Raw genomic sequence first — 23,025 nt, 5'->3', positions numbered from 1 at the left:
ACATCGCCAGGCTTTAAATTAAATCTTTAGGTTGACCGACCTGGGGATATGGACGCTCACTTAGTGAGTTGACCACTGCGGAGTGGTAGTTCAGTTGGTTAGAATACCGGCCTGTCACGCCGGGGGTCGCGGGTTCGAGTCCCGTCCACTCCGCCACTTATTCGATAACCTCGCCTAGTGCGAGGTTTTTTCGAATCTGAAGTAATAAAAAGTTTTAGGGGTGTAGCTCCAATTGGCAGAGCAGCGGATTCCAAATCCGCGTGTTGGGAGTTCGAATCTCTCCACCCCTGCCATATACGAAGCCTCAGCAGAAATGCTGAGGCTTTTTTGCATCTGTTGCTTCTAGAAGCAATGTTGGGAGAACTAGGCGAGTCCCAGGTTCAGGTTCGCCAGCCCAGTCGACTCTCCGGAGTACTGGCTCAGTTCAGTCCTACCATATTTAAGGCTCTAGACTGCGCGTCCCGGCAGAAATGCTAGAGTCTTTTTTATACCTGTCACCTTTAATGTAACGGTAGAAGTATTAAGTGCTCCTTTAGCTCCCCCTATTTAATCGAATCGCTTAATACCTACTAAATAAAACCTTGCCGTATTTAAAGGCTTAGTCGAACACTAGAAGCTTTCGTTCAGCACTCATCTCGCTCCGTAGTTCTGGTAGTGACTAAAGCTATACCTGTTAGGCCTTGAGTCTCATTATTTTTCCGGAAAGATTGCTGGCTAAGAGCGTTTTATCATATCGTCGGCAGCGTGATTAAACACCATTCGTCTTCGCTTTAGTCCCGATTAAATCTAATGTTTACCCAACATAAAGGCTTTTGGTTGCTTCAATAACAGTGCAGTAAACGCCGTGGTAAGTTCTATTGTTTATGTATACCTTTCAGCTAGATCTTCAGTGAGGGAATCGGCGAATCTGACTTTCATCAGTTATAAAAAAGGCCACCTAAATTAGGCAGCCTAGTTTGATATTTTGAGATGTTAATCTAACTCTTTCTCAGCTTGTTTCGCTTTCTCTATCATCGGAGTAATTGTTGAACCTTGGACTAAGATTGAGAACACAACAACAGCGTATGTCATGACAAGGATAATCTCTTTAACATCTATTGCCTTGTCTTCAATAACCCAGATACCTGAAGGGATTGAAAGTGCCATGGCTAGAGCTAGTCCACCACGCAAACCACCCCAAGTTAAGATCTTGATTGACCAAGGGTTGTAAGTTCTAAAGCGTTTGAATCCGATATAAGACAAGAAAACACTTAGGTAGCGTGCACTTAGCACTAGAGGTACTGCGAACGCCATTAAGATCCAGTCTTCTTGGTGGAATTTGAATAACAACATCGACATGCCGATCAATAAGAACAATACGCCATTTAAGAATTCATCGATTAATTCCCAGAAGTGGTCTAAGTGATCCTCACTCTCTTTCGAGAACCCAATAAAGCGCGTCCAGTTGCCAATCATGATACCTGATACCACCATTGCTAACGGTCCTGATACATGTAGGACTTCAGCAAAGGCATAACCAGCTGTAGGAATACCTATGGTTAATAGCAACTCCATCGAGTGGTCATCGGTGTTGCTGATTAGGTAATGGAATATTAAACCTAGAACAAAGCCATAGACGATACCACCGATAGCCTCTTGGACGAATAACATGGTCACGCTACCTACAGTCGGTGCTTCTGTACCGAACGCAATGGTAAATAGGGTAACGAAGATCACTAGGCCAAAACCATCGTTGAATAGAGATTCTCCCTCGATTTGAGTAGAGATTCGTCTGGGTGCATCGAGCTTCTTCACTATTGCTAATACAGCGATTGGATCGGTTGGAGAGATTAGAGAACCAAAAAGTAAGCAATAAATTAAGTCAAATTGAATACCGATAAACTGACAGAATCCATACAGTACAAAGCCAATAAAGAATGTCGAAAATAGTGTAGCGCCAAGAGCGAGTACCGTTATTTCCCATTTCTGATCTTTTAGATTAGGTAATTTAATCCCCAAACCACCTGCAAAGAGTAAGAATCCCAGTATTCCTTTCAGGAGGAAATCTTCAAAGTTGATACTGGCAACGGTTTCTGAGGCGATGTCAGCCAATTGGAACCAATTGTTTTGTCCCGCAATGATAATTAATAGAGATAACATCATTGAGCCAGCTGTAATGGCGATGGTTGTCTGCATTTTACCAATTTTGGTATTCACGAAAGCAATAAGCATGGCAGCTGCGGACAAGAAGCATAAGGTGTAATAGACCGACATTGGGATTCCAACATGTAACAAAGTATGAATATGAATTTTCGTTGTCTCATGCTCAAATAGCAAACATTTTTTTGTCATGACTTGGTAATCAATTTCATCTTTTAGACGTCTAGACTCCTTTTTAATGTGTGGTAGGATGGAGAGATAATTAAAGGAATGAGGTTGTACCGTGGGAAGTAATGTAAGGCAAAAGATTGACGCTCTGTTGAAGCAACGAATTTTACTGATTGATGGTGGCATGGGTACCATGATTCAGGATTATAAATTGGAAGAGCAAGACTATCGTGGTGAGCGCTTTGCTGATTGGCATAGTGATTTAAAAGGTAACAACGACCTTTTGGTACTTACACAACCTAAGCTTATCAAAGATATCCATATGGAATATTTGGAAGCCGGTGCTGATATCCTCGAGACCAATACCTTTAACTCTACAACCATCGCTATGGCCGACTACGATATGGAAAGTCTTAGCGAAGAAATTAACTTTACAGCTGCAAAATTAGCTCGTGAAGCGGCAGACGAATGGACGGCAAAGACCCCAGACAAACCCCGTTTCGTGGCGGGTGTGTTAGGTCCAACTAACCGAACTTGTTCTATCTCTCCAGACGTTAATGATCCGGGCTATCGTAATGTTAGCTTTGATGAGCTTGTTGAAGCTTACTCCGAATCGACACGAGCACTTATCAAAGGCGGCTCAGATCTTATTCTTATCGAAACTATCTTCGATACGTTAAATGCAAAAGCATGTTCTTTTGCGGTTGAATCTGTTTTTGAAGAAGTGGGTATTACTCTTCCAGTGATGATCTCCGGTACCATTACTGACGCATCAGGTCGTACGCTTTCAGGGCAAACAACAGAAGCTTTCTACAACGCCCTTCGTCATGTTAAACCTATCTCATTTGGATTGAACTGTGCATTAGGCCCTGACGAACTGCGAGAGTACGTTGGTGAGATGTCTCGTATCTCAGAATGTAACGTTTCCGCTCACCCTAACGCGGGTTTACCTAATGCATTCGGTGAGTATGACCTTTCTCCTGAAGATATGGCTGAACACGTTAAGGAATGGGCCGAGAGTGGCTTCTTGAACCTAATTGGTGGTTGTTGTGGTACAACGCCAGAACATATACGTCACATGGCAGAGGCCGTTGAAGGCGTAACTCCACGTCAATTACCTGATTTGCCTGTGTCTTGCCGTTTATCTGGCTTAGAACCATTAACGATTGCTAAAGAATCATTGTTTGTAAACGTCGGTGAGCGTACTAACGTTACCGGCTCTGCTCGATTTAAGCGATTGATTAAAGAAGAGCTTTACGACGAAGCCTTGAGTGTTGCTCGAGAGCAAGTTGAGAACGGCGCTCAGATCATCGATATCAACATGGATGAAGGGATGCTAGACGCTGAAGCGTGTATGGTTAAATTCCTTAATCTATGTGCGTCTGAGCCAGAGATCTCGAAAGTACCAGTCATGGTCGATTCTTCAAAATGGGAAGTTATCGAAGCTGGCCTGAAATGTATTCAGGGTAAAGGCATCGTTAACTCTATCTCATTGAAGGAAGGGAAAGAGAAGTTTGTCGAGCAAGCTAAACTGGTTCGTCGTTATGGCGCAGCTGTCATTGTGATGGCGTTCGATGAACTAGGACAGGCTGATACTCGAGAGCGTAAAGTCGAGATTTGTACTAATGCCTACAATATTCTTGTTGATGAAGTCGGTTTCCCGCCAGAAGATATTATTTTTGACCCGAACATTTTCGCAGTGGCTACTGGTATTGATGAGCATAACAACTATGCGGTCGACTTCATTGAAGCAGTAGGGGACATCAAACGCGATCTTCCGCATGCGATGATCTCGGGTGGTGTGTCGAATGTTTCATTCTCTTTCCGCGGTAATAACTACGTTCGTGAGGCAATCCACGCGGTCTTCCTATATCACTGTTTTAAAAATGGTATGGATATGGGCATTGTAAATGCGGGGCAATTAGAGATTTACGATAATGTGCCTGAGGATTTACGTGAAGCCGTTGAAGATGTGGTTCTAAACCGTCGAGACGATTCAACAGAGCGCTTGCTCGATATTGCGACTGAGTATCTAGAGCGTGCAGTGGGAAAAGTTGAAGATAAATCGGCTTTAGAGTGGCGTACTTGGCCAGTAGAAAAGCGCTTAGAACACTCTTTAGTGAAAGGTATTACCGACTTTATTGTTGAAGATACCGAAGAAGCTCGTGTTAATGCTTCTCGTCCTATCGAGGTAATTGAAGGTCCATTAATGGATGGCATGAACGTAGTTGGTGACCTCTTTGGTGAAGGTAAGATGTTCCTTCCTCAAGTGGTGAAATCTGCCCGTGTTATGAAGCAAGCGGTAGCCCATCTAGAACCATTTATTAATGCAACCAAAGACGTTGGTGCGACTAACGGAAAAATCTTACTGGCGACCGTAAAAGGCGATGTTCACGATATTGGTAAAAACATTGTGGGCGTTGTCTTGCAGTGTAATAACTATGAAATTATCGATTTAGGCGTGATGGTTTCATGTGAAAAGATCCTTAAGGTCGCTAAAGAAGAGAACGTCGATATCATTGGTCTTTCGGGTTTGATCACTCCTTCATTGGATGAGATGGTTCATGTGGCTAAAGAGATGGAGAGACAAGGTTTTAAACTGCCTCTTCTGATTGGCGGAGCAACAACATCTAAAGCGCATACAGCCGTTAAGATTGAACAGAACTACTCTGAACCTGTGGTCTACGTAAACAATGCCTCACGTGCTGTTGGTGTGTGTACTTCTCTACTCTCTAACGAACTGAAGCCTGCATTTGTTGAGAAGTTGGATATTGATTACGATCGCGTTCGCGATCAACACAACCGCAAAAAGCCGCGCACTAAGCCAGTCTCGCTAGAGAGAGCGCGTGCCAATAAAGTTGCTATCGATTGGAATGCGTATACTCCCCCTGCACCCGCTAAACCGGGAGTACACATCTTCAAGGACTTTGATGTGGCTACTTTACGTCAGTACATCGACTGGACTCCGTTCTTTATGACGTGGTCTTTGGTTGGTAAGTACCCGGCAATTTTTGATCATGAAGAAGTAGGCGAAGAGGCGAAGCGCTTATTTAAAGACGCCAATGATTTGTTAGATCGAGTACAAAGAGAGAAGTTGCTTGAAGCTCGTGGTATGTGTGCCATGTTCCCAGCGAACAGTGTTGGCGATGATATTGAAGTGTATACCGATGAATCGCGTACTGAAGTATTAAAGGTTCTGCACAACCTTCGTCAGCAAACCGAAAAGCCCAAAGGATTTAACTACTGTTTGTCAGATTACATTGCGCCAAAAGACAGCGGTAAAGCGGATTGGATTGGTGGTTTTGCAGTAACGGGTGGTATTGGTGAGCGAGAGCTGGCTGATGATTACAAAGCGAAAGGCGACGACTATAACGCGATCATGATTCAGGCGGTTGCAGACCGATTGGCTGAAGCGTTCGCTGAATACTTGCATAAAGAAGTGAGAAAGGACATTTGGGGCTACTCACCTGATGAGAATTTGTCTAACGACGATTTGATTCGAGAGAAGTACCAAGGTATTCGTCCAGCCCCGGGTTACCCTGCTTGCCCAGAGCATACAGAGAAAGGCACGTTGTGGGAGTTGATGGACGTTGAAAAAGCAATCGACATGTCGCTAACCACGAGTTACGCAATGTGGCCAGGTGCCTCAGTGTCTGGTATGTACTTCTCTCATCCTGATGCCCGATACTTTGCTATTGCACAGATTCAACAGGATCAAGTGGATAGCTATGCTGATCGTAAAGGTTGGGATATGTTGGAAGCTGAGAAGTGGTTAGGTCCAAACATTAACTAGTTTGAATCTATAACGGGTTTTGATTCGTAAAAATAAAAGGGTTGCTTAAGAGCAACCCTTTTTGTATCTGTCGTTTGGTGATTTTAAACTAATCGAGCAACCGTCGTTTTATTCAAACAGCTCTTGATGCAGCTTTTGAATCGCTAACTTGGAGACAGATTCATCAAGCAAGAAGCACAGGTTATGTGGGCTCGCTCCGTAACAAATCATACGTAGGTTGAAGTCTTCAAGCGTGCCGAATACTTGCTTCGCATAGCCTTTGCTTTCACTCATGTTATTGCCAATAAGAGCAACAAGGCATAGGTCGTGTTCAATATCCACAGAACACAGCTCTTCAAGCTCAATTCGAGCGGCTTCTGGTAGCTGAGGAGCACCACCCGATGTATCTGTTTGATCGAGAGTGAGTGAGACACTGATCTCTGAGGTAGTGATAAGATCGACAGAGATCTTATGCTTAGCGAGGATCTCGAACACTTTTGCGAGGAAGCCATAAGCATGGAACATATTGGCGCTGCGTAGCGTAACCATGGTTTGGTTGCAGCGTAGGGCAAGCGCTCTGAACAGAGGGGAGCTTTCAACTTGTTGACGAATCCATGTGCCACCGAGCTCTGGTGCTTTTGATGAGCCGACAAATACCGGAATTTGATGGCGTAGTGCCGGGACTAGAGTCGATGGGTGTAAGATCTTCGCGCCAAAGTTTGCCATTTCCGATGCTTCGCTGAAGCTGATCTCTGGGATAGGAGATGCTTTCGATGCGATACGTGGATCCGTGGTGTAGATGCCCGGAACATCAGTCCAGATTTCTAAACCAATCGCTTGTACAGATTCTGCAATCAGTGCTGCTGAGTAATCACTACCACCACGACCTAGCGTTGTGGTGTTACCTTCGCTATCGGCGCCGATAAAGCCTTGGGTAACGACAACTTGCTGCTGGCATAGTGGAATCAATTTCTGTTGCGCTAAGGCTGCAATATCTTTTAACTGTGGTTCTGCTTTGCCGAAGTCACCATTGGTGCGCATCACTTCTCTGATATCAAAACGGACAGCGGGTGTGCCACGCTCGCGAATGATTTGAGCGAGGATATGTGTCGACATCAGTTCGCCACATGCCACTAGGTGATCGGTGAGTTTAGTACTGGCTTGGAATGATGCCGCTTCGGCTGCACTCGCAATGTCATCGAGAATACAGTGCACATCTTTTTCAATGCTAATTGGGTCAGCTAGCTGATCAAGAATCGCGTTATGAATGTCAGTCAATTGCGTCAATAATTCCTGACGACGAGTTTTGTCTTGGACACCATTCGCTAGTTCAACCAGCAAGTTGGTGACGCCTGAGCACGCGCTGCTCACAACCAGTTTAGTATTCGAGTTATTTTCAATAATGGCAGCACAACGGCTCATTGCTTCAAAGTTGGCAACACTTGTTCCACCAAACTTAGCGACATTAAAAGAACCAGCTACATTAGATGCACTCACGATATATCTCCCACGACTTCCTAAAATAAAATTACTGTTGGGTAATCCAACGTCCGATGTTTTTCGAAGAGAGTATTTAGAGCAAAAAGAGAGGAATTATTAGAATAGTAACCTCAGAAGCTCTTCACCATATAGAAATGGCGACAGTTGCCGGGATTCAGCCCGCTCAACCGATAATAAAGGTCCTGCATCCTTTTATTATCTCGGCACTGCTCCCCCTTGATGCTTTGTATTGGAAATGCGGTTCCACAAAACATCTGCCTGGGCAGTGCTCCTCTTCTGCTAGATAGCCATTTCATTGAACGTGTTTGCGGTAACAATGTCAATCCGTAACTGGAGATATTTAAAAAATAATTTTAACAATTATGTGACACTGGTGTGACCTCAATACTTTTAGCTAATTGATGACGGTATCGATTTGCTTTAGGGTGGATTGTTCACAACATTAACGTAAGGGATGTACATGTCTAATTTAACACTCACTACTGCTATCGAGAGCTTTTATCCGCCACACCGAACGTTAATGGGGCCGGGGCCTTCAGACATTTCTCCTCAAGTTTTACAGGCCTTGAGCCGTCCAACTATTGGTCACCTCGACCCGTTATTTATCGCGATGATGGATGAACTGAAACAACTTCTTAAGTATGCATTCCAAACTGAAAATGAGTTTACGATTGCTGTTTCTGCGCCGGGCAGCGCAGGTATGGAAACCTGTTTTGTTAACTTGATTGAGCCCGGTGAGAAGGTAATTGTTTGTCGCAATGGCGTTTTTGGTGAACGTATGCGAGAGAATGTTGTGCGCTGTGGTGGTGAAGCGATCCTTGTAGATGATGAGTGGGGCAAGCCCGTTTCCGTTGAAAAGGTCGAAAAGGCATTGGCAGAAAACCCCGATGCAGTTGCTGTTGCATTTGTGCATGCAGAGACGTCTACTGGAGCGTTATCGGATGCTCAAGCGATTTCAGCCGTCGCTCGTCAGTTTGATGCATTGTCGATTGTTGATGCAGTGACATCATTAGGTGGTGTGCCACTGTTGGTCGATGAATGGCAGCTTGATGCGGTTTATTCTGGCAGCCAAAAGTGTCTATCTTGCGTTCCTGGCCTGTCTCCGGTGACTTTCTCTCAACGTGCGGTTGAGAAGATGAAGGCACGTCAAACTCCGGTACAAAGCTGGTTCCTAGATCAAAGCTTAGTATTGGGTTACTGGAGTGGAGAAGGCAAGCGTAGCTACCACCATACGGCACCCGTGAATAGCCTGTATGCTCTGCATGAGTCGTTGGTTTTATTGAAAAATGAAGGCCTGGATAATGCGTGGTCACGTCACCATGCGATGCACCAAGAGCTTAAAGAAGGCGTAGAAGCACTAGGATTAAAGTTTGTGGTTGATGAAGAGAGTCGTCTTCCGCAGCTCAATGCGCTTTATTTCCCTGAAGGAATCGATGAAGCCAAAATCAGAACACAACTTCTAGAAGAATATAACCTTGAAATTGGCGCAGGACTTGGTTCTTTGGCTGGCAAGGCTTGGCGTATTGGTTTAATGGGTTATGGCGCTCGAAAAGAGAATGTCGCTTTGTGCTTAAAAGCGTTGCAAGACGTTTTAAAATAGCGGTAATAAACTCAAGTTCAAAAGAAAAGCGCACGAGAGATCGTGCGCTTTTTTGTGTCTAGACTAAACGTCAATATGGTGAATTAACTCTAGATTCCGTGACGTCATTTAGCAGAAGAAATGTTGTTTTCAGCTTCCGATATTTTCTTATATTGAACCTTGGAAAAGTCTCTATTTGGGAACAAGAAGCTCGCTTCACTACGAATTTGTTCGGCTTTACTGTGATCGCCTAATCCTTGATACGCTAGAATCAGGTTGCTGTAGAAAGCAGGCCTTGGCTTACGTTTTATGATCTCTAACGACCAATCTATATAAGGTTGGATCAAGCTAGGATCAGCTTTGTAGAGGCCGATATTTAGATAGGTGCTGTATACGTCCCAATCATAGCGATCTTTCCAGACTACAGGGTTCGTTACCTGCTTAAGAATATCCGGGTTTCTGGGTTTAGAAAGTTCAAATTGAGTCAGGACATAATTGGTATGCAGCGCGCTCAACATATAGAAACTCACCAAGATCGGAACCACCAAGCTAGACACTCTAAACAGGGTTTTACTAACGATACTGAACGGCTGTTGATAGTGACGAGAAGCTCGTTGATCGACCCAGTAAATCAAAATGATAAAGGTTATCCAGTGAATCGCTGAGTGGTAAAAAGGGTACTCGAGCTGAGAATGTAAGAGTATCGGTATAAATAGTGCGAGCAGTGCTAGACGTGTTCCCTTCGCTGAGTTTGCTATACGTGACATGACTAAGAACGCAGCAATCAAGATCCCGATGATTGGTACTATTCCGCCTTCAACCCCCCAAAACATGAATTCATTGTGCGGGTGATCCATTGAAGGAAGGCCTGGATGATAATTTGGGTTGAGTTGATGTTGGCGAGCTGTGTATAGCGTGTACTCGGATTCGAACTTCCCGTAGCCATACCCTGTAAATGGCTTTTCGATCATCATATCGAGCGCTTGTGGAAAGGTATAAGCTCGTGGGCTTTCTAAGTTAGCCCTTTTACTTGCGAGGCTATCAGTTGTACTGAGGCTGATTACCGAAAAAGCGACCACGATACCGACTAGCACTGATGCGCACCATCCGTAGAAGCGTTTCTTGGTCGAGAACTTGTATAGATAAGGCAGAATGCAGACAAACCCAATGACGGCAGCCAACCATCCGGTACGTGATGCAATGATGATCAGCAAAGGTACGGTTAAGGTCGGGGTTAGGTATAGTAAGAATGACTCGCTAATTTTGTGATTATATTTAGCGGGCTGTCTCGCTAAAAGATACGCTGAAAGCACAAAACCAGTAGCTAAAAAGCTAGCCATTACATTCGGTTGTTGGAATATCCCATAAGGTCGATTAGCCGCAGTGTTGTAACCAAATAGATTGCCGGGTTCCAGTAAGAAATATTGCACGTAACCAAAGAGTGCTTGTATAACCACAGCAAGCACAATGAACCACAACATGCGTTGCTTGTGTTTATTGCTGAACTTAAATTGCTGAAGTACGACGAATAAAGCGAAGCCCGCCCACAATCCCAGTAGTCGACCAGATGCGGCTTGAGGAAAGGCGTTACTGTAGAGCGTGGGTAGCGTAAGTATCACGCAACTGATCAGCAAGCCAACGGTTAACTTGGAATATTTAAGTACTCGGTTAGTCGCGAGTTGGTAGAAGCCAATTGCTAACGTAAAGCTAAGAGCTAACCAGGTGGTTGGGTTAAACGATAACGCAAGGCCTGAGCCTCCAGGATTCGGCATGAAAAAATGCATGGCTAACAAGAATACAACAGCTAAAGAAGCCAGAAATGCTTTATTGAGTGGTAGCTGAGTTACCTGATTTTCTAGTTGGGTACCGCTAGTGTGTATTGTTGCCATAAATCCCTAACCTTATAAAAACAGAGCTTGTTCCTTCTGAAACAAGCTCTGTTACTTTAACATTTTTCTGTCTGCTCGCAGGGCGCTATTTTACACCTACTTCAAATTTAACATAGGCTTAAGGAAGCGAGCAGTGTGCGAACCTTCGACTAACGCCACATCTTCAGGTGTACCTTCTGCAACAATCTCACCACCACCTTGACCACCTTCTGGACCAAGGTCTAAGATCCAGTCTGCTGTTTTGACGACATCTAGGTTGTGCTCAATCACGACAACCGTATTACCGTGATCACGCAGCCTATGTAATACCGTCAATAGCTGCTGGATATCGTGGAAATGAAGACCTGTTGTTGGTTCATCAAGAATGTATAAGGTTTTTCCCGTGTCTCGTTTAGACAATTCACGCGCTAATTTAACGCGTTGCGCTTCACCACCAGATAAGGTCGTCGCTGCTTGTCCGAGGCGAATGTAGGAAAGGCCAACATCCATCAATGTTTGCAGCTTACGAGCGATAACAGGAACAGGGTTGAAGTATTCTCGAGCATCTTCCACTGTCATCTCTAGAACTTCGTCAATGGTTTTGCCTTTGTAGCGAACTTCTAAAGTTTCACGGTTATAACGCTTACCTTTACACACATCACACGGCACATACACATCTGGCAAGAAGTGCATCTCTACTTTGATGACACCGTCTCCCTGACACGCTTCACAGCGACCACCACGAACGTTAAAACTGAATCGACCTGGCTTGTAGCCACGAGATCGTGATTCTTGGGTACCGGCAAATAACTCTCGAATTGGCGTGAAAATACCAGTGTAGGTTGCAGGGTTTGATCTTGGTGTGCGACCGATAGGGCTTTGGTCAATATCGATCACTTTGTCGAAATGCTCTAAGCCTTTTATCTTTTTGTGCTTTGCCGGAACTGCAGTTGTTGCACCGTTTAATTGAGTGTGGGCAACTTTAAAGAAGGTGTCATTGATTAGTGTAGATTTACCTGACCCCGATACCCCCGTAATACAGCTGAATAAGCCTACAGGGATCGTCGCAGTGACATTCTTTAGGTTGTTCCCCGTTGCGCCAACGATCTCGACGACCTTTTTCTTGTCGATAGGCGTTCTTTGTTTTGGTATCGCAATTTCTTTAGCGCCGCTCAGGTATTGTCCGGTTAAAGAATTCGGGTTTTCGATGATGTCTTGCATGGTGCCTTCTGCGACCACGTGTCCACCATGCACACCCGCACCTGGGCCGATATCGATAACATGGTCAGCACAACGGATTGCGTCTTCATCATGTTCAACAACAAGCACGGTATTTCCTAGATCTCTGAGGTGAACCAAAGTTTGCAGTAGACGTTCATTATCGCGCTGGTGGAGGCCAATTGATGGTTCATCGAGTACATACATAACACCCACTAAACCAGCACCAATTTGACTTGCTAGACGAATCCTTTGCGCTTCACCACCAGACAGCGTTTCTGCACTGCGTGATAGGTTCAGGTAATTCAAACCAACGTTCACCAAGAAGTGCAGACGATCATTGATCTCTTTCATTACTTTATCAGCGATCTGACCACGCTGACCACTGAGCGATAAGTTTTGGAAAAACTCTAGTGCATCAGCAATGCTGAGCTGAACGATTTCTGGCAGTGTGGTATCGCCAATGAAGACATTTCGAGCTTCTAATCTTAAGCGCGTACCATCACAGCTAGAACACGACTTCGTTGATATGTACTTGGCAAGGTCTTCACGTACTGCGCTAGATTCAGTATCGCGGTAGCGACGTTCTAGCGTATTTAAGATGCCTTCAAACGGATGGCGTTTGACTCGAATATCACCTCGGTCATTGATGTACTTGAATTCCACTTCAGTACGCCCTGATCCTTTAAGAATGATCTCTTGAGTCTTTTTAGGCAGAGAGTTGAATGGCACATACAGATCAAAACCATAATGGTCTGACAGCGATGTCAGCATCTGAAAATAGTAATAATTCTTCTGATCCCAGCCTTTTATTGCACCTTCTGCAATGCTTAGGTTCTCATCTAAAATCACTCGACTTGGATCAAAATATTGTTGAACACCAAGTCCATCACACGTACCACATGCACCTGCAGGATTGTTGAATGAGAATAGGCGCGGCTCAAGCTCTTGCATGCTGTAGCCACACTTTGGACAAGCAAAGTTAGCTGAGAACACGATCTCTTCTTGTTCTTTATCATCCATCCAACCGACAACAGCGATACCACCAGATAGTTCTAATGTGGTCTCGAACGATTCGGCTAAACGTTGTTGAAGATCAGGACGAACCTTGAATCTGTCTACCACAACTTCAATGGTGTGCTTCTTGTGCAGTTCCAATGTGGGTGGATCGGACAAATCACAGGTCTCGCCATCAATACGAGCTCGGATAAAGCCTTGTGCGGCTAGGTTTTCCAGTGTCTTTACATGCTCACCTTTACGTTCTTTGACGATCGGTGCCATCAGCATCATCTTTGAGCCTTCAGGCAGTTCTAATACCTTGTCGACCATTTGGCTGATGGTTTGCGCCGCGAGGGGGATATTGTGATCAGGGCAGCGTGGCTCGCCGACTCGAGCGTAAAGCAGTCTTAGGTAATCATAGACTTCAGTGATAGTACCGACGGTTGAACGAGGGTTGTGAGAGGTCGATTTTTGTTCTATCGAGATGGCTGGAGATAAACCTTCGATGTGGTCGACATCGGGTTTTTCCATAAGAGATAGAAATTGACGGGCGTAGGCCGACAAAGACTCAACATAACGACGTTGACCTTCCGCATAGAGAGTATCAAACGCAAGTGACGACTTTCCAGAACCTGATAAACCAGTGATAACCGTCAGCTTATCACGGGGTATGGTTAGGTTAATGTCTTTGAGGTTATGCGTACGAGCGCCTCTAATTTCTATTTTATCCATCTCAATAGACCATGTAATTTTAAGTGGCTAAAGTATTACATAGAGTGAGATTTGTGCAAAGTTTTACTGGATAAAAAAACAGTAAACAAAAAAGGGCGACTCTTTTGAGTCACCCTTGGAATCATTTAATGTGCTGTTAACTAACCGCTAATTGCTATTAATTAAATAGCTAAATAGCTAAATAGCTAAATAGCTAAATAGTTAAACCGCTCAGTAGCTAAACAGTGAGTAAGCCAAATTTAGCGATTAAGCTTCTTTTGTTGTTGAGTGCTTACCTAGCTCGATTTGTTGCTGGTCTTTTTTGTATAGGTTTTCAAAGCAGTAATTTGTTGCTTCGATGTAGCCTTCAACACTACCGCAGTCAAAACGTTGACCTTTAAATTTGTAAGCCAACACACAACCTGCTTTTGCTTGTTTTAGCAATGCATCAGTGATTTGGATTTCGCCGCCTTTGCCTGGTTCAGTCTGTTCGATAAGCTCAAAGATATCTGGAGTCAGAATGTAACGGCCAATGATTGCTAGGTTGCTTGGCGCAGTGCCTGGTTCTGGCTTTTCTACCATGTCATCAACACGGAAAAGGTCATCTTTAATCATTTCGCCAGAGATAACACCGTACTTGTGAGTCTCGTTTTCAGGTACTTCCTGTACAGCAACGATTGAGCAACGGAACTGTTTGTATAGTGCAACCATTTGAGCCAGTACACCTTGCTGTTCGTTAACACAAAGGTCATCAGCAAGCACTACTGCAAAAGGTTCATCACCCACAAGCTCGCGACCCGTCAAGATAGCGTGGCCAAGGCCTTTCATTTCACGTTGACGAATGTACGTGAAGTTTGCTGCTTCAATCGTCTCACGGATATTGATCAGCAAATCTTCTTTATTGGTGCCACTGATCTGGTGCTCAAGCTCATAGTTCTTATCAAAGTGGTCCATCAATGAATGCTTACCACGGCCAGTAACAATGCACATGCCATCCATACCGGCTTCAATTGCTTCTTCAACGCCGTATTCAATCAGAGGTTTGTTGACGACAGGCATCATTTCTTTCGGCATTGACTTAGTTGCTGGTAAGAAGCGAGTACCGTAGCCAGCTGCCGGGAAAAGGCACTTTTTGATCATGATAAGACCCTTTATCTATAATAATTATGGATTCAACCTGAGTGGTTGATATTTCTGAGGGCAACTCTAGCATAAGTTATGTCGAAAATTCAGCAACAATCCGTATGGTTCACTAGAGTTTTCCTCAAAATTATCGTCAGTTTAAGAGGCTGATCAATTATGCAAGCAAGTTCTGGTTTGCCCATGCAATAGCTTGGACTCGATTCTTAACGGCTAACTTACGAAATATCTGATAAAGATGAGATTTGACGGTGAATTCGCTAATAAACAAGTCATCGGCTATTTGCGTGTTTGATGAGCCTGATTGAAGGCAGCGAATCACTTGCAGCTCTCTGATGGTTAAGTCGACATTAGTAGGGGTGGTATTGGTGCTCACGATATTTCGATAGTAGAACAACAATTGGCTTGCCACTTTTCTAGGTAGCCAATTGTCTCCATTAATGACCTCTTCAAGCCCCTTTGCTATTTTGGCTTTCTCTTCAGTGTTGTAAAACAGACCTTTTAATACGCCAAACGTAATCAACTCCGATGTGGGAAGAGCTTTGGGGACGTTGAATAAAATGATCTCATGATTTTTCCACATCACAGGTAGATTTGGATGAAGGTTGATTAATCGAGGCACCTCTTTGTAATCAACCAGTAAAATTCGGTTGCTCTGCTTTCGATCAAATAACATCAAATCGTCCGGTGTCATTTTGTAGAGAATAATAGATAAGTGTTTTTCTATCTCTTTTACATGTAGATAGGTGTCGTTTGGGTCGATGCACAGAAAATGCAAAGTGCGAGCGTATCGAGATTTTCTCATTGAAACGTCCTGTTTAAGTAGAATTAGATTCCACGTTGTCATGCAGGCTCTCGCTTCTCTAGCGCCTTAATGGTGACTTGCGTTGAATATCAATTATCAAAGTAAATGAGTGGTTTGTAAGTGGAGAAAAAAGCAACATCGCTCTGAATATCATGATTTGTTACGTTTTTATTCTTTGTAGTGAGGCGAGAATAGGAATGCGATTTATCACTGCAGAAAAGCATGCTATTCTTGTGCGCTAAAATTTTCTGAGACTATGAATTTAGACGGAGCAAATCATGGCTAGCCGTGGAGTTAACAAAGTTATATTAGTGGGTAACCTAGGTAATGACCCTGAAATTCGTTACATGCCCAATGGCGGTGCAGTAGCGAACATTACCATTGCAACGTCAGAGTCATGGCGTGATAAAGCAACTGGCGAACAGCGTGAAAAAACAGAATGGCACCGTGTTGCTCTGTTTGGCAAGCTGGCGGAAGTTGCTGGTGAGTACCTACGTAAAGGTTCTCAAGTTTACATTGAAGGTCAACTTCAAACGCGTAAATGGCAAGATCAAAGCGGTCAAGATCGCTACACAACAGAAGTCGTTGTTCAAGGCTTCAACGGTGTAATGCAAATGCTTGGCGGTCGTGCTCAAGGCGGTGCTCCTGCTCAAGGTGGTATGGGTAACAACCAACAGCAAGGTAGTTGGGGTCAGCCACAGCAGCCACAACAGCAGCAACAAGCACAACAACAATACAGTGCTCCAGCTCAACAGCAGCCGAAAGCACCTCAACAAGCTCCTCAGCAGGCTCAACCTCAATATAATGAGCCGCCAATGGATTTTGATGATGACATCCCATTTTAAGCCCTGTTTTTAATATATTATAAAGACAGTATTAAATTGGAAAAAGCCGCGTTTATCGCGGCTTTTTGTTACCTAGAATTCTTAACGCTTTATTTACAACGTCAATTTATAGTATAAGTAGCAATACGGTATAATGTGAGTTGAAAAGGATTTCGTTATTCATGAGATATACCCCGACACTAAAATTGAGCACTCGATTGGTCGCATTTGTCACTGTGATAGTGATCAGTGCGATGTTCATTCTTTTTATTGGTGGCACACTTTCCTTTAAGCGTATCGGACAGGAATATTTAGACCATTATTTGGTTGGTATTGTCGACGTTGTAGATAAAGAGATGGAAGATCCTGACGCCGCGTATTCGATGCAACGTTGGATGCCTAAGATGTTGCAGGCGAGCAATATTGTTGAGATGAAACTCTCGAACCAGACTGGCATCGTTTATCGTTTCAAAGATACCTCCCCACAAATTGATCCCAACCGTCTTTATGAAAGAAGCTTCATTTTAGAGCGCAATGAAGGTTATCGAATCGAGTTTAAAGCATTGCCTCCTTATATTGGTTATAGCTACTCAATGGAAGCAATGTGGTCAATTACTTTGGCAGTTGCATTGATCCTTTTCTGTCTGGCTCGTGGTGTTCGTTGGTTGAAGGAACAGTTGATGGGTTCTGAGATCTTGGAAGAGCGAGGAAGAATGATCCTCGCAGGGCAAGTTGAGGCTCATGCAAAGGGAGATGAACTTGAATGGCCATACACGGCAAGTGAAGCCTTGGATGTCTTGATCGAAGAGCTGCAAGATGCTCGTCAAGAAAGAAGCCGCTTCGATACCTTTATTCGTACCCATACCTTCCTAGACAAACTCACAGGCACGGCAAACCGAGTCTTATTCGATAACAAGCTTGAATCGGCTTTGCATGAAAGCGGTGCTCGAGGTGGTGTGTTATTGATACGTATCGACGAATGGGAGCAAGTTCGTGATGTTAATGACAAGCAAATCACTGACGGCTTTATTATCGAAGTTGGCGAAGTATTGTCGAATATTGTTCAACGCTATCCTGATGTCATTTTTTCTCGTTATTACGATGCTGATTTTGCCGTATTTATTCCGCATCAAGGGGCTAAAGATATTGGTACCTTGGCGGCTCAGTGTTTAAGACAGTTAGATAAACTAACCCCGCCAGAGCCTTTAGATTCTGATAATTGGTGCCATATTGGCGTAACCATGTATACCGAAGGTGAGCGTCACAGTCAGATCATGGATGAAACGGAAACAGCATTAAAGAGTGCCCAGCTGGAGCGTATTAATAACTGGAGCCGTTACCCTAAGCAGAATACAAATGAGTTGGATAGAGGCAGTGTTCGTTGGAGAACATTATTGGATAAAGCGCTGCTTCCTGAAAATTTAGTAATCTTTGCTCAGCGATGTTATCTTATGCCGGAATCTGGTCAAGCTAATGAATTACATAGAGAAATATTCACTAGAATTCAGGATCCTGATAAAGGTTTATTGAAATCGTCTCGATTTATGCCTGCGGTAGAGCAAGTGGGTTATCAAGCTCAAATGGACCAATCGGTTCTAAAGGTATTGTTGAAATCGCTGAAAGAGTCAACTCAGCCTCTCAACTATTCGGTGAATCTGAATGTTACTCCATTTGCGAATAAACAGCATTTTAAGTGGTTTAGAAGTGAGTTGTTACAGCTCTCTGCTCAGCACCGCTCTCAGCTTGCGTTTGAGTTTCCAGAAGGGCACTTGATTGCCCATCTTGATTATATGAGACCGGTGGCAAAGATGCTGCGAGGTTTAGGGTGTAAAGTGGTGGTTGGCCAAGCTGGACGAACCATTGTTAGCACTCACTATATAAAAGACTTAAAGGTTAATTACATTAAGCTTCATCGAAGCTTAATAAAGAAAATCGATCAAAGGCATGAGAACCAACTGTTTGTCCGAAGCTTAATTGGGGCATGCGGTGACTCCCCAACTCAAGTTATTGCCGTTGGAGTCGAGACAAAACAAGAAAAGAACACCTTGATAGAGTTAGGCATTAACGGCTATCAAGGGAGATATTTCGACGAAGAACAACAAATTATCCCTTTGCCTAATCAAGCTGAAAAGGTCGCGAAAGCGGAATCTGTTGTGAAAGTTGGACGAAGAAATCGATGGCGTAAGAGTAGTAGTTAACAATGAATTTTAAAGCGATTTTAGACAAGATAAAGCCAACGAATAATAAAGGCAGCTCTCAAGTTGTCATGTTAGGCAACGATGCCATTTATATTTCATCGACAGAACAAGAACCTCAAGTAACCAGCATTCCCGTGGTTAATGGGGACTGGGAGAGTGCGCTAAAAAAATCGCTTAGCAGTGAGGTGTTTACCAGTAATAGCCTCCAGCTGATTGTCTGTGCTAACTACTACCAAACCTACCAAATTGATAAACCGGACATTCCAGAGAGTGAATGGTCGGTTGCCCTGCCTTTTTTACTCAAAGATCTTGTCTCTGAAAGAGTGACTGAAATTATCGCGAGTGCGGTCGCGTTACCGACGTCGAATAAGCTACAAGTGTATGTTCTGCCTAAAAAACTGTTAGACAAGCTTTTGAATATTGCTAATTCGGTTCAGGTTGAATTAATAGGCGTTGCTCCTGAAGATGAAATCTGGGGTTACAGTGCTGGCGAACTGTCTAATTTCATCCTTTTGCAGCGCAGCGCCAATTCACACTTTAAGCTGGGTGCGTTTGTTGAAAATACTGTTTGCTTTCAAAGAACCATCCGTAGTGTTGTTCCACCTTTAACGGGTGTTGCATCAAGCGCTCTGCAGTTAGATGGCCTTGCTCTAGAACTCCAACGCTCGATTGATTACCTTTCTTCTCAAATTAAAGGTACTCAACTTCATCAGTTGAAAATCTGCTGTGATGAGGAAGATGAGTCTGAGTTACAAGGCGCGTTAAATAACACATTGAGTTCGACAGTTTCTCTGCTCGTTGAAGGTGAGCGTGATAATTCAGAGAGTTTGTTGGTTAAGCTCGCGGCTGAAAAAGAGGCTTTTAATGTCAATCTTTACCCTGAACATCTCAAGCCTAAGAAAGAATATTTTACGCTGACCAATGTTGTTGCGAGTTGGGGGCTCGTTTGTGTACTGCTACTTGGTGGTTACTTTGTAATGCAGTATCAAGCTTCTAATCTAGATAAAGCCCTAACAGCTTTGCAACATGACTCGAACCAGCTTAACAAGCAAGTTAACCAATTGAATAGTAAGTTAACTCAGCATAAACCGTCTCCAGAGAAAGTGGCGGCAGTTGCGCGTCTCAAACGTGAGACTCAGGCTAAAAAAGAGGCTTTGAAGGCGGTAGGACAATACGACGAATCACAACAAGTCGGGTATTCTGGCGTCATGAATTCCTTAGCTAAATTAGGCCGAAATGACATCTCTCTTTCGCACATCTACATGACTCACGATACTTTAGATCTTAGTGGCTTTGCTCGTAACGCAAATGTGGTTCCTAACTGGATTGGTCAGTTTAAAAGTGAGCTTAATTTAGTTGGACGTGCTTTTGAAAAACTAAAAATTGGTCGCAATGATCAGGATGTGGTGACGTTTGAGCTAAGTACTCGCAGGGAGAGTAAATAATGCAGCAGTGGAACCAGCTCAGCGATAAGTTTCTTGCATTAAGTCAGAGAGAAAAATGGCTACTTTTCGTGTGTGGTTTTGTTGGCCTATTCATGTTGTTGTTCACCTTGTTGGTTGAGCCTGCGTATCTCGATTTACAGGCTAAAAATGCAAAGACGATGAATCTGACTCAGTCAAACCAGAGACAGCAAGGTGAGTTGCTCGTTCTTCAAGCTAAGTTAAACAAAGACCCAGATAAAGACATAAATCGAGAGTACAAAAAACTGCTGGTGGAGAGCCAAGATCTGTCTCTTCAGCTTTCCCAGATTGTCGATGGACTGATCACGCCTTCTCAAATGTCTCAGTTATTGGAGAGTGTTCTTAATGCCGGGAATGGACTTAAGCTCGAATCGCTAGAGTCGTTAAAACCAGAAGCAATTTCGAATAATCAAGAGACCAGTGAATATTCAGGCTACTTTCTTCACCCTGTAAGAATGGAATTAACGGGCAGTTACTTTGATATTTCCGCTTATCTTCAAGCGCTTGAGTCTCTTCCTGTCAGTTATTACTGGCGCACATTTCAGTATTCGGTCGAAGAATACCCTAAAGCTCGACTGGTGTTTGAGGTTTACACACTAGGTACTAGACAGGAGTTTATCGGTGGTTAGAACTCTTTTGTTGTCATTACTTTTTAGTAGCCAAATGGCTTGGGCCGAACAGGATCCTACAGCGCCATTAGGCTGGTTGACGCCACAACAAAAAACAACGTCAGCTAAAAAGGCGCCAACTCGTTACCGCTTACCTTCTCTAGAAAGCATTGTGTGCAAAGGCGATACACCTTGCTATGCCATTATGAATGGTCAGATTCTCGGTCAAGGAGAAACGATCAGAGGGTACCGAGTTAAGAACATAGATCCAGAATACGTCACTCTGCAGAGAAGCTCTAAGCAGTGGAAATTAGAGATGTTCTCTTTAGATGTTAAGAATAATTAAGGTTAGAGTGAAGACATGCGTAAACTTGTAGTAGCAATCCTAGTGTCATCTTTAGTCGGCTGTTCGATGGGGCATCGAGATCCCGTTGAGATCAAAGAGTCTTTAAACGAATCGATTAATGAAGCGAATAGCAAAGCGCTTCGTGATCTTCCTTCGTCGGTACAAGATGACCTGATGCCTCAGCTTAATTCGGATGCCATGTCTCCGGGTATGGAAACCGTTAAGCGTTTTCGTATTCAAGCTAAAGGTGTTGAAGCGAGAACCTTTTTTGCTAGCTTGGTAAAAGGCACTGAATACAGCGCGGCTATTCACCCTGGAGTGTCTGGAAACCTTACTCTTAATTTAACTGACGTGACGTTAGATGAAGTGTTGGCTGTTGCTCAGGATATGTATGGCTACGATATAGAAAAACGTGGCAAAGTTATTCAGATTTACCCTGCTGGTCTGCGCACGGTTACGATCCCGGTTGATTACTTACAAGTGAAGCGTTCAGGTCGCTCATTGACGACCATCACCACCGGAACGATCTCTAACTCAGATTCGAATTCATCGAGCTCTTCAAGCTCGAACTCAAACTCGTCAAATTCATCCAACTCTTCTAACTCATCGAATTCGACATCGAATGGCGGAACAGAGATTGAAACGACCTCTGAAAGTGATTTCTGGCCACAGCTTGAAGCGGCAGTTGCTCACCTCATTGGTTCTGGTGATGGGCAAAGCGTAGTGGTAACGCCACAAGCCAGCGTGATTACGGTTCGTGCTTACCCTGACGAAATTCGTGAGGTTCGAGAGTTCTTAGGCATTTCTCAGAAGCGTTTGCAGCGCCAAGTTATCTTGGAAGCCAAAATCATGGAAGTGACCTTAAGTGATGGCTATCAACAAGGCATCAACTGGACCAAGATGTTCTCGTCGAATGGTACTAACTATACGATAGGTATGGGCTCTATTGTTAAAGATGCCGCTGGTGCAATTATCCCGGGTACATTGCCAGGTATGGACCCAATCGGTGCTGCTTTAGGTGGTCAATCTAACCTTGTTGTCTCTGGTGGTAGCTTTGAAGCAGTATTGAGTTTCATGGGTACACAGGGTGACTTGAACGTCCTATCTAGCCCAAGGGTGACTGCTGCTAATAACCAAAAAGCAGTGATAAAAGTGGGTACCGACGAATACTACGTAACTGACTTATCAAGTGCAGTTGGTAGTGGTGATAACGCGAATGTGGCCCCTGAGGTTGAGTTAACTCCGTTCTTCTCTGGTATCTCTTTAGATGTGACACCTCAGATCGATGATAAAGGCAGTGTGTTCTTGCATGTCCACCCAGCCGTTATTGAGGTTGCAGAAGAGGTGAAAGAGCTTAATCTTGGTTCAACTACAGGTATTGTTTCACTTCCATTGGCAAAAAGCTCTATTCGTGAATCTGACTCAGTGATTCGTGCACAAGATGGTGATGTTGTGGTGATTGGTGGATTAATGAAATCAAACACCAGTGATATAACGTCGAAAGTCCCATTCCTTGGCGATATCCCAGCACTCGGTCATTTGTTCCGTAATACCAGTCAGTTGACGCAAAAAACTGAGCTTGTGATCTTACTAAAACCAACGATTGTTGGCGTCAACACTTGGCAAACTGAGTTAGAACGCTCTCGAGATCTGCTGCAGCAGTGGTTCCCTGATGAAGAGTAATCGC

General features: G+C 43.9%; 14 protein-coding genes, 2 tRNA genes and 1 riboswitch. Of the genes, 10 read left to right on the top strand and 6 right to left on the bottom strand.

What is annotated here, in order from left to right:
* The first annotated feature begins 79 nt into the window (after nt 1-79).
* Together NX845_RS21320 and NX845_RS21315 are read left to right on the top strand one after the other, a co-directional pair.
* Nucleotides 80-156: transfer RNA gene (locus NX845_RS21320), tRNA-Asp, on the top strand.
* A gap of 60 nt (nt 157-216) precedes the next feature.
* Nucleotides 217-293, top strand: a tRNA-Trp gene (locus tag NX845_RS21315).
* A 679-nt stretch (nt 294-972) separates the two neighbouring features.
* On the opposite strand, the gene NX845_RS21310 is transcribed toward NX845_RS21315, so the two are convergent.
* On the bottom strand, nt 973-2,253 hold the full coding sequence (locus NX845_RS21310; RefSeq protein ID WP_017078851.1) for a sodium:proton antiporter: 1,281 nt from the start codon (nt 2,251-2,253) through the stop codon (nt 973-975).
* 169 nt (nt 2,254-2,422) lie between these two features.
* On the opposite strand from NX845_RS21310, the gene metH reads away from it, so the two are divergent.
* Nucleotides 2,423-6,100: a methionine synthase gene (metH, locus tag NX845_RS21305; RefSeq protein WP_102501140.1), complete on the top strand. Its 3,678-nt coding sequence runs from the start codon at nt 2,423-2,425 to the stop codon at nt 6,098-6,100.
* Between the two features lie 108 nt (nt 6,101-6,208).
* On the opposite strand, the gene lysC is transcribed toward metH, so the two are convergent.
* Nucleotides 6,209-7,576, bottom strand: a complete 1,368-nt coding sequence (gene lysC / locus NX845_RS21300) for a lysine-sensitive aspartokinase 3 (protein WP_004735980.1) — start codon at nt 7,574-7,576, stop codon at nt 6,209-6,211.
* Nucleotides 7,577-7,685: 109 nt separating this feature from the next.
* A riboswitch (Lysine riboswitch) is annotated at nt 7,686-7,863 on the bottom strand.
* A gap of 176 nt (nt 7,864-8,039) precedes the next feature.
* Here lysC and NX845_RS21295 point away from each other — a divergent pair.
* On the top strand, nt 8,040-9,179 hold the full coding sequence (locus tag NX845_RS21295) for an alanine--glyoxylate aminotransferase family protein (protein WP_004735978.1): 1,140 nt from the start codon (nt 8,040-8,042) through the stop codon (nt 9,177-9,179).
* 104 nt (nt 9,180-9,283) lie between these two features.
* Here the strand turns inward: NX845_RS21295 and NX845_RS21290 are convergent, their stop codons facing one another.
* From NX845_RS21290 to NX845_RS21275, 4 genes are all read right to left on the bottom strand, one after another.
* Nucleotides 9,284-11,047: a PglL family O-oligosaccharyltransferase gene (locus NX845_RS21290; RefSeq protein ID WP_260257128.1), complete on the bottom strand. Its 1,764-nt coding sequence runs from the start codon at nt 11,045-11,047 to the stop codon at nt 9,284-9,286.
* A gap of 96 nt (nt 11,048-11,143) precedes the next feature.
* A complete protein-coding gene (uvrA, locus tag NX845_RS21285; protein WP_017080852.1) occupies nt 11,144-13,975 on the bottom strand; it encodes an excinuclease ABC subunit UvrA in 2,832 nt (943 codons plus the stop codon).
* 246 nt (nt 13,976-14,221) lie between these two features.
* Nucleotides 14,222-15,094: a UTP--glucose-1-phosphate uridylyltransferase GalU gene (galU, locus tag NX845_RS21280; protein WP_004735975.1), complete on the bottom strand. Its 873-nt coding sequence runs from the start codon at nt 15,092-15,094 to the stop codon at nt 14,222-14,224.
* A 157-nt stretch (nt 15,095-15,251) separates the two neighbouring features.
* Nucleotides 15,252-15,899: a LuxR C-terminal-related transcriptional regulator gene (locus NX845_RS21275; RefSeq protein WP_102450784.1), complete on the bottom strand. Its 648-nt coding sequence runs from the start codon at nt 15,897-15,899 to the stop codon at nt 15,252-15,254.
* A 278-nt stretch (nt 15,900-16,177) separates the two neighbouring features.
* Between NX845_RS21275 and NX845_RS21270 the strand changes: the two genes are divergently transcribed.
* The 6 genes from NX845_RS21270 (at nt 16,178) to mshL (ending at nt 23,021) form a co-directional block, all read left to right on the top strand.
* Entirely contained in the window at nt 16,178-16,744 is a 567-nt protein-coding gene (locus NX845_RS21270) for a single-stranded DNA-binding protein (protein ID WP_017078845.1), read from the top strand.
* A gap of 161 nt (nt 16,745-16,905) precedes the next feature.
* Entirely contained in the window at nt 16,906-18,921 is a 2,016-nt protein-coding gene (csrD, locus tag NX845_RS21265) for an RNase E specificity factor CsrD (protein WP_102447072.1), read from the top strand.
* Between the two features lie 2 nt (nt 18,922-18,923).
* Nucleotides 18,924-20,366, top strand: coding sequence for an MSHA biogenesis protein MshI (locus NX845_RS21260; protein ID WP_108092223.1), 1,443 nt, complete (start codon nt 18,924-18,926; stop codon nt 20,364-20,366).
* Nucleotides 20,366-21,013, top strand: a complete 648-nt coding sequence (gene pilO, locus NX845_RS21255; protein ID WP_065606686.1) for a type 4a pilus biogenesis protein PilO — start codon at nt 20,366-20,368, stop codon at nt 21,011-21,013. The genes NX845_RS21260 and pilO overlap by 1 nt, the downstream gene beginning before the upstream one ends.
* On the top strand, nt 21,006-21,338 hold the full coding sequence (locus NX845_RS21250; protein WP_004735948.1) for a hypothetical protein: 333 nt from the start codon (nt 21,006-21,008) through the stop codon (nt 21,336-21,338). Before pilO ends, NX845_RS21250 begins: the two co-directional genes overlap by 8 nt.
* A gap of 15 nt (nt 21,339-21,353) precedes the next feature.
* Nucleotides 21,354-23,021, top strand: coding sequence for a pilus (MSHA type) biogenesis protein MshL (gene mshL / locus NX845_RS21245; RefSeq protein ID WP_017096093.1), 1,668 nt, complete (start codon nt 21,354-21,356; stop codon nt 23,019-23,021).
* Nucleotides 23,022-23,025: the final 4 nt, after the last annotated feature.

The sequence above is a fragment of the Vibrio sp. NC2 genome (assembly GCF_025195005.1).
Taxonomy (GTDB): domain Bacteria; phylum Pseudomonadota; class Gammaproteobacteria; order Enterobacterales; family Vibrionaceae; genus Vibrio; species Vibrio splendidus.
The sequence above is the reverse complement of the archived record's forward strand: the minus strand, read 5'-3'. Positions and strand labels throughout refer to the sequence as shown.

What these genes read in the sequence shown, in the direction of transcription:
- NX845_RS21260 (WP_108092223.1), top strand. Translation starts at nt 18,924, where the DNA reads ATGAATTTTAAAGCGATTTTAGACAAGATAAAGCCAACGAATAATAAA.
- uvrA (WP_017080852.1), bottom strand. Translation starts at nt 13,975, where the DNA reads ATGGATAAAATAGAAATTAGAGGCGCTCGTACGCATAACCTCAAAGAC.
- NX845_RS21290 (WP_260257128.1), bottom strand. Translation starts at nt 11,047, where the DNA reads ATGGCAACAATACACACTAGCGGTACCCAACTAGAAAATCAGGTAACT.
- csrD (WP_102447072.1), top strand. Translation starts at nt 16,906, where the DNA reads ATGAGATATACCCCGACACTAAAATTGAGCACTCGATTGGTCGCATTT.
- pilO (WP_065606686.1), top strand. Translation starts at nt 20,366, where the DNA reads ATGCAGCAGTGGAACCAGCTCAGCGATAAGTTTCTTGCATTAAGTCAG.
- mshL (WP_017096093.1), top strand. Translation starts at nt 21,354, where the DNA reads ATGCGTAAACTTGTAGTAGCAATCCTAGTGTCATCTTTAGTCGGCTGT.
- NX845_RS21310 (WP_017078851.1), bottom strand. Translation starts at nt 2,253, where the DNA reads ATGTCGGTCTATTACACCTTATGCTTCTTGTCCGCAGCTGCCATGCTT.
- NX845_RS21295 (WP_004735978.1), top strand. Translation starts at nt 8,040, where the DNA reads ATGTCTAATTTAACACTCACTACTGCTATCGAGAGCTTTTATCCGCCA.
- galU (WP_004735975.1), bottom strand. Translation starts at nt 15,094, where the DNA reads ATGATCAAAAAGTGCCTTTTCCCGGCAGCTGGCTACGGTACTCGCTTC.
- NX845_RS21275 (WP_102450784.1), bottom strand. Translation starts at nt 15,899, where the DNA reads ATGAGAAAATCTCGATACGCTCGCACTTTGCATTTTCTGTGCATCGAC.
- NX845_RS21270 (WP_017078845.1), top strand. Translation starts at nt 16,178, where the DNA reads ATGGCTAGCCGTGGAGTTAACAAAGTTATATTAGTGGGTAACCTAGGT.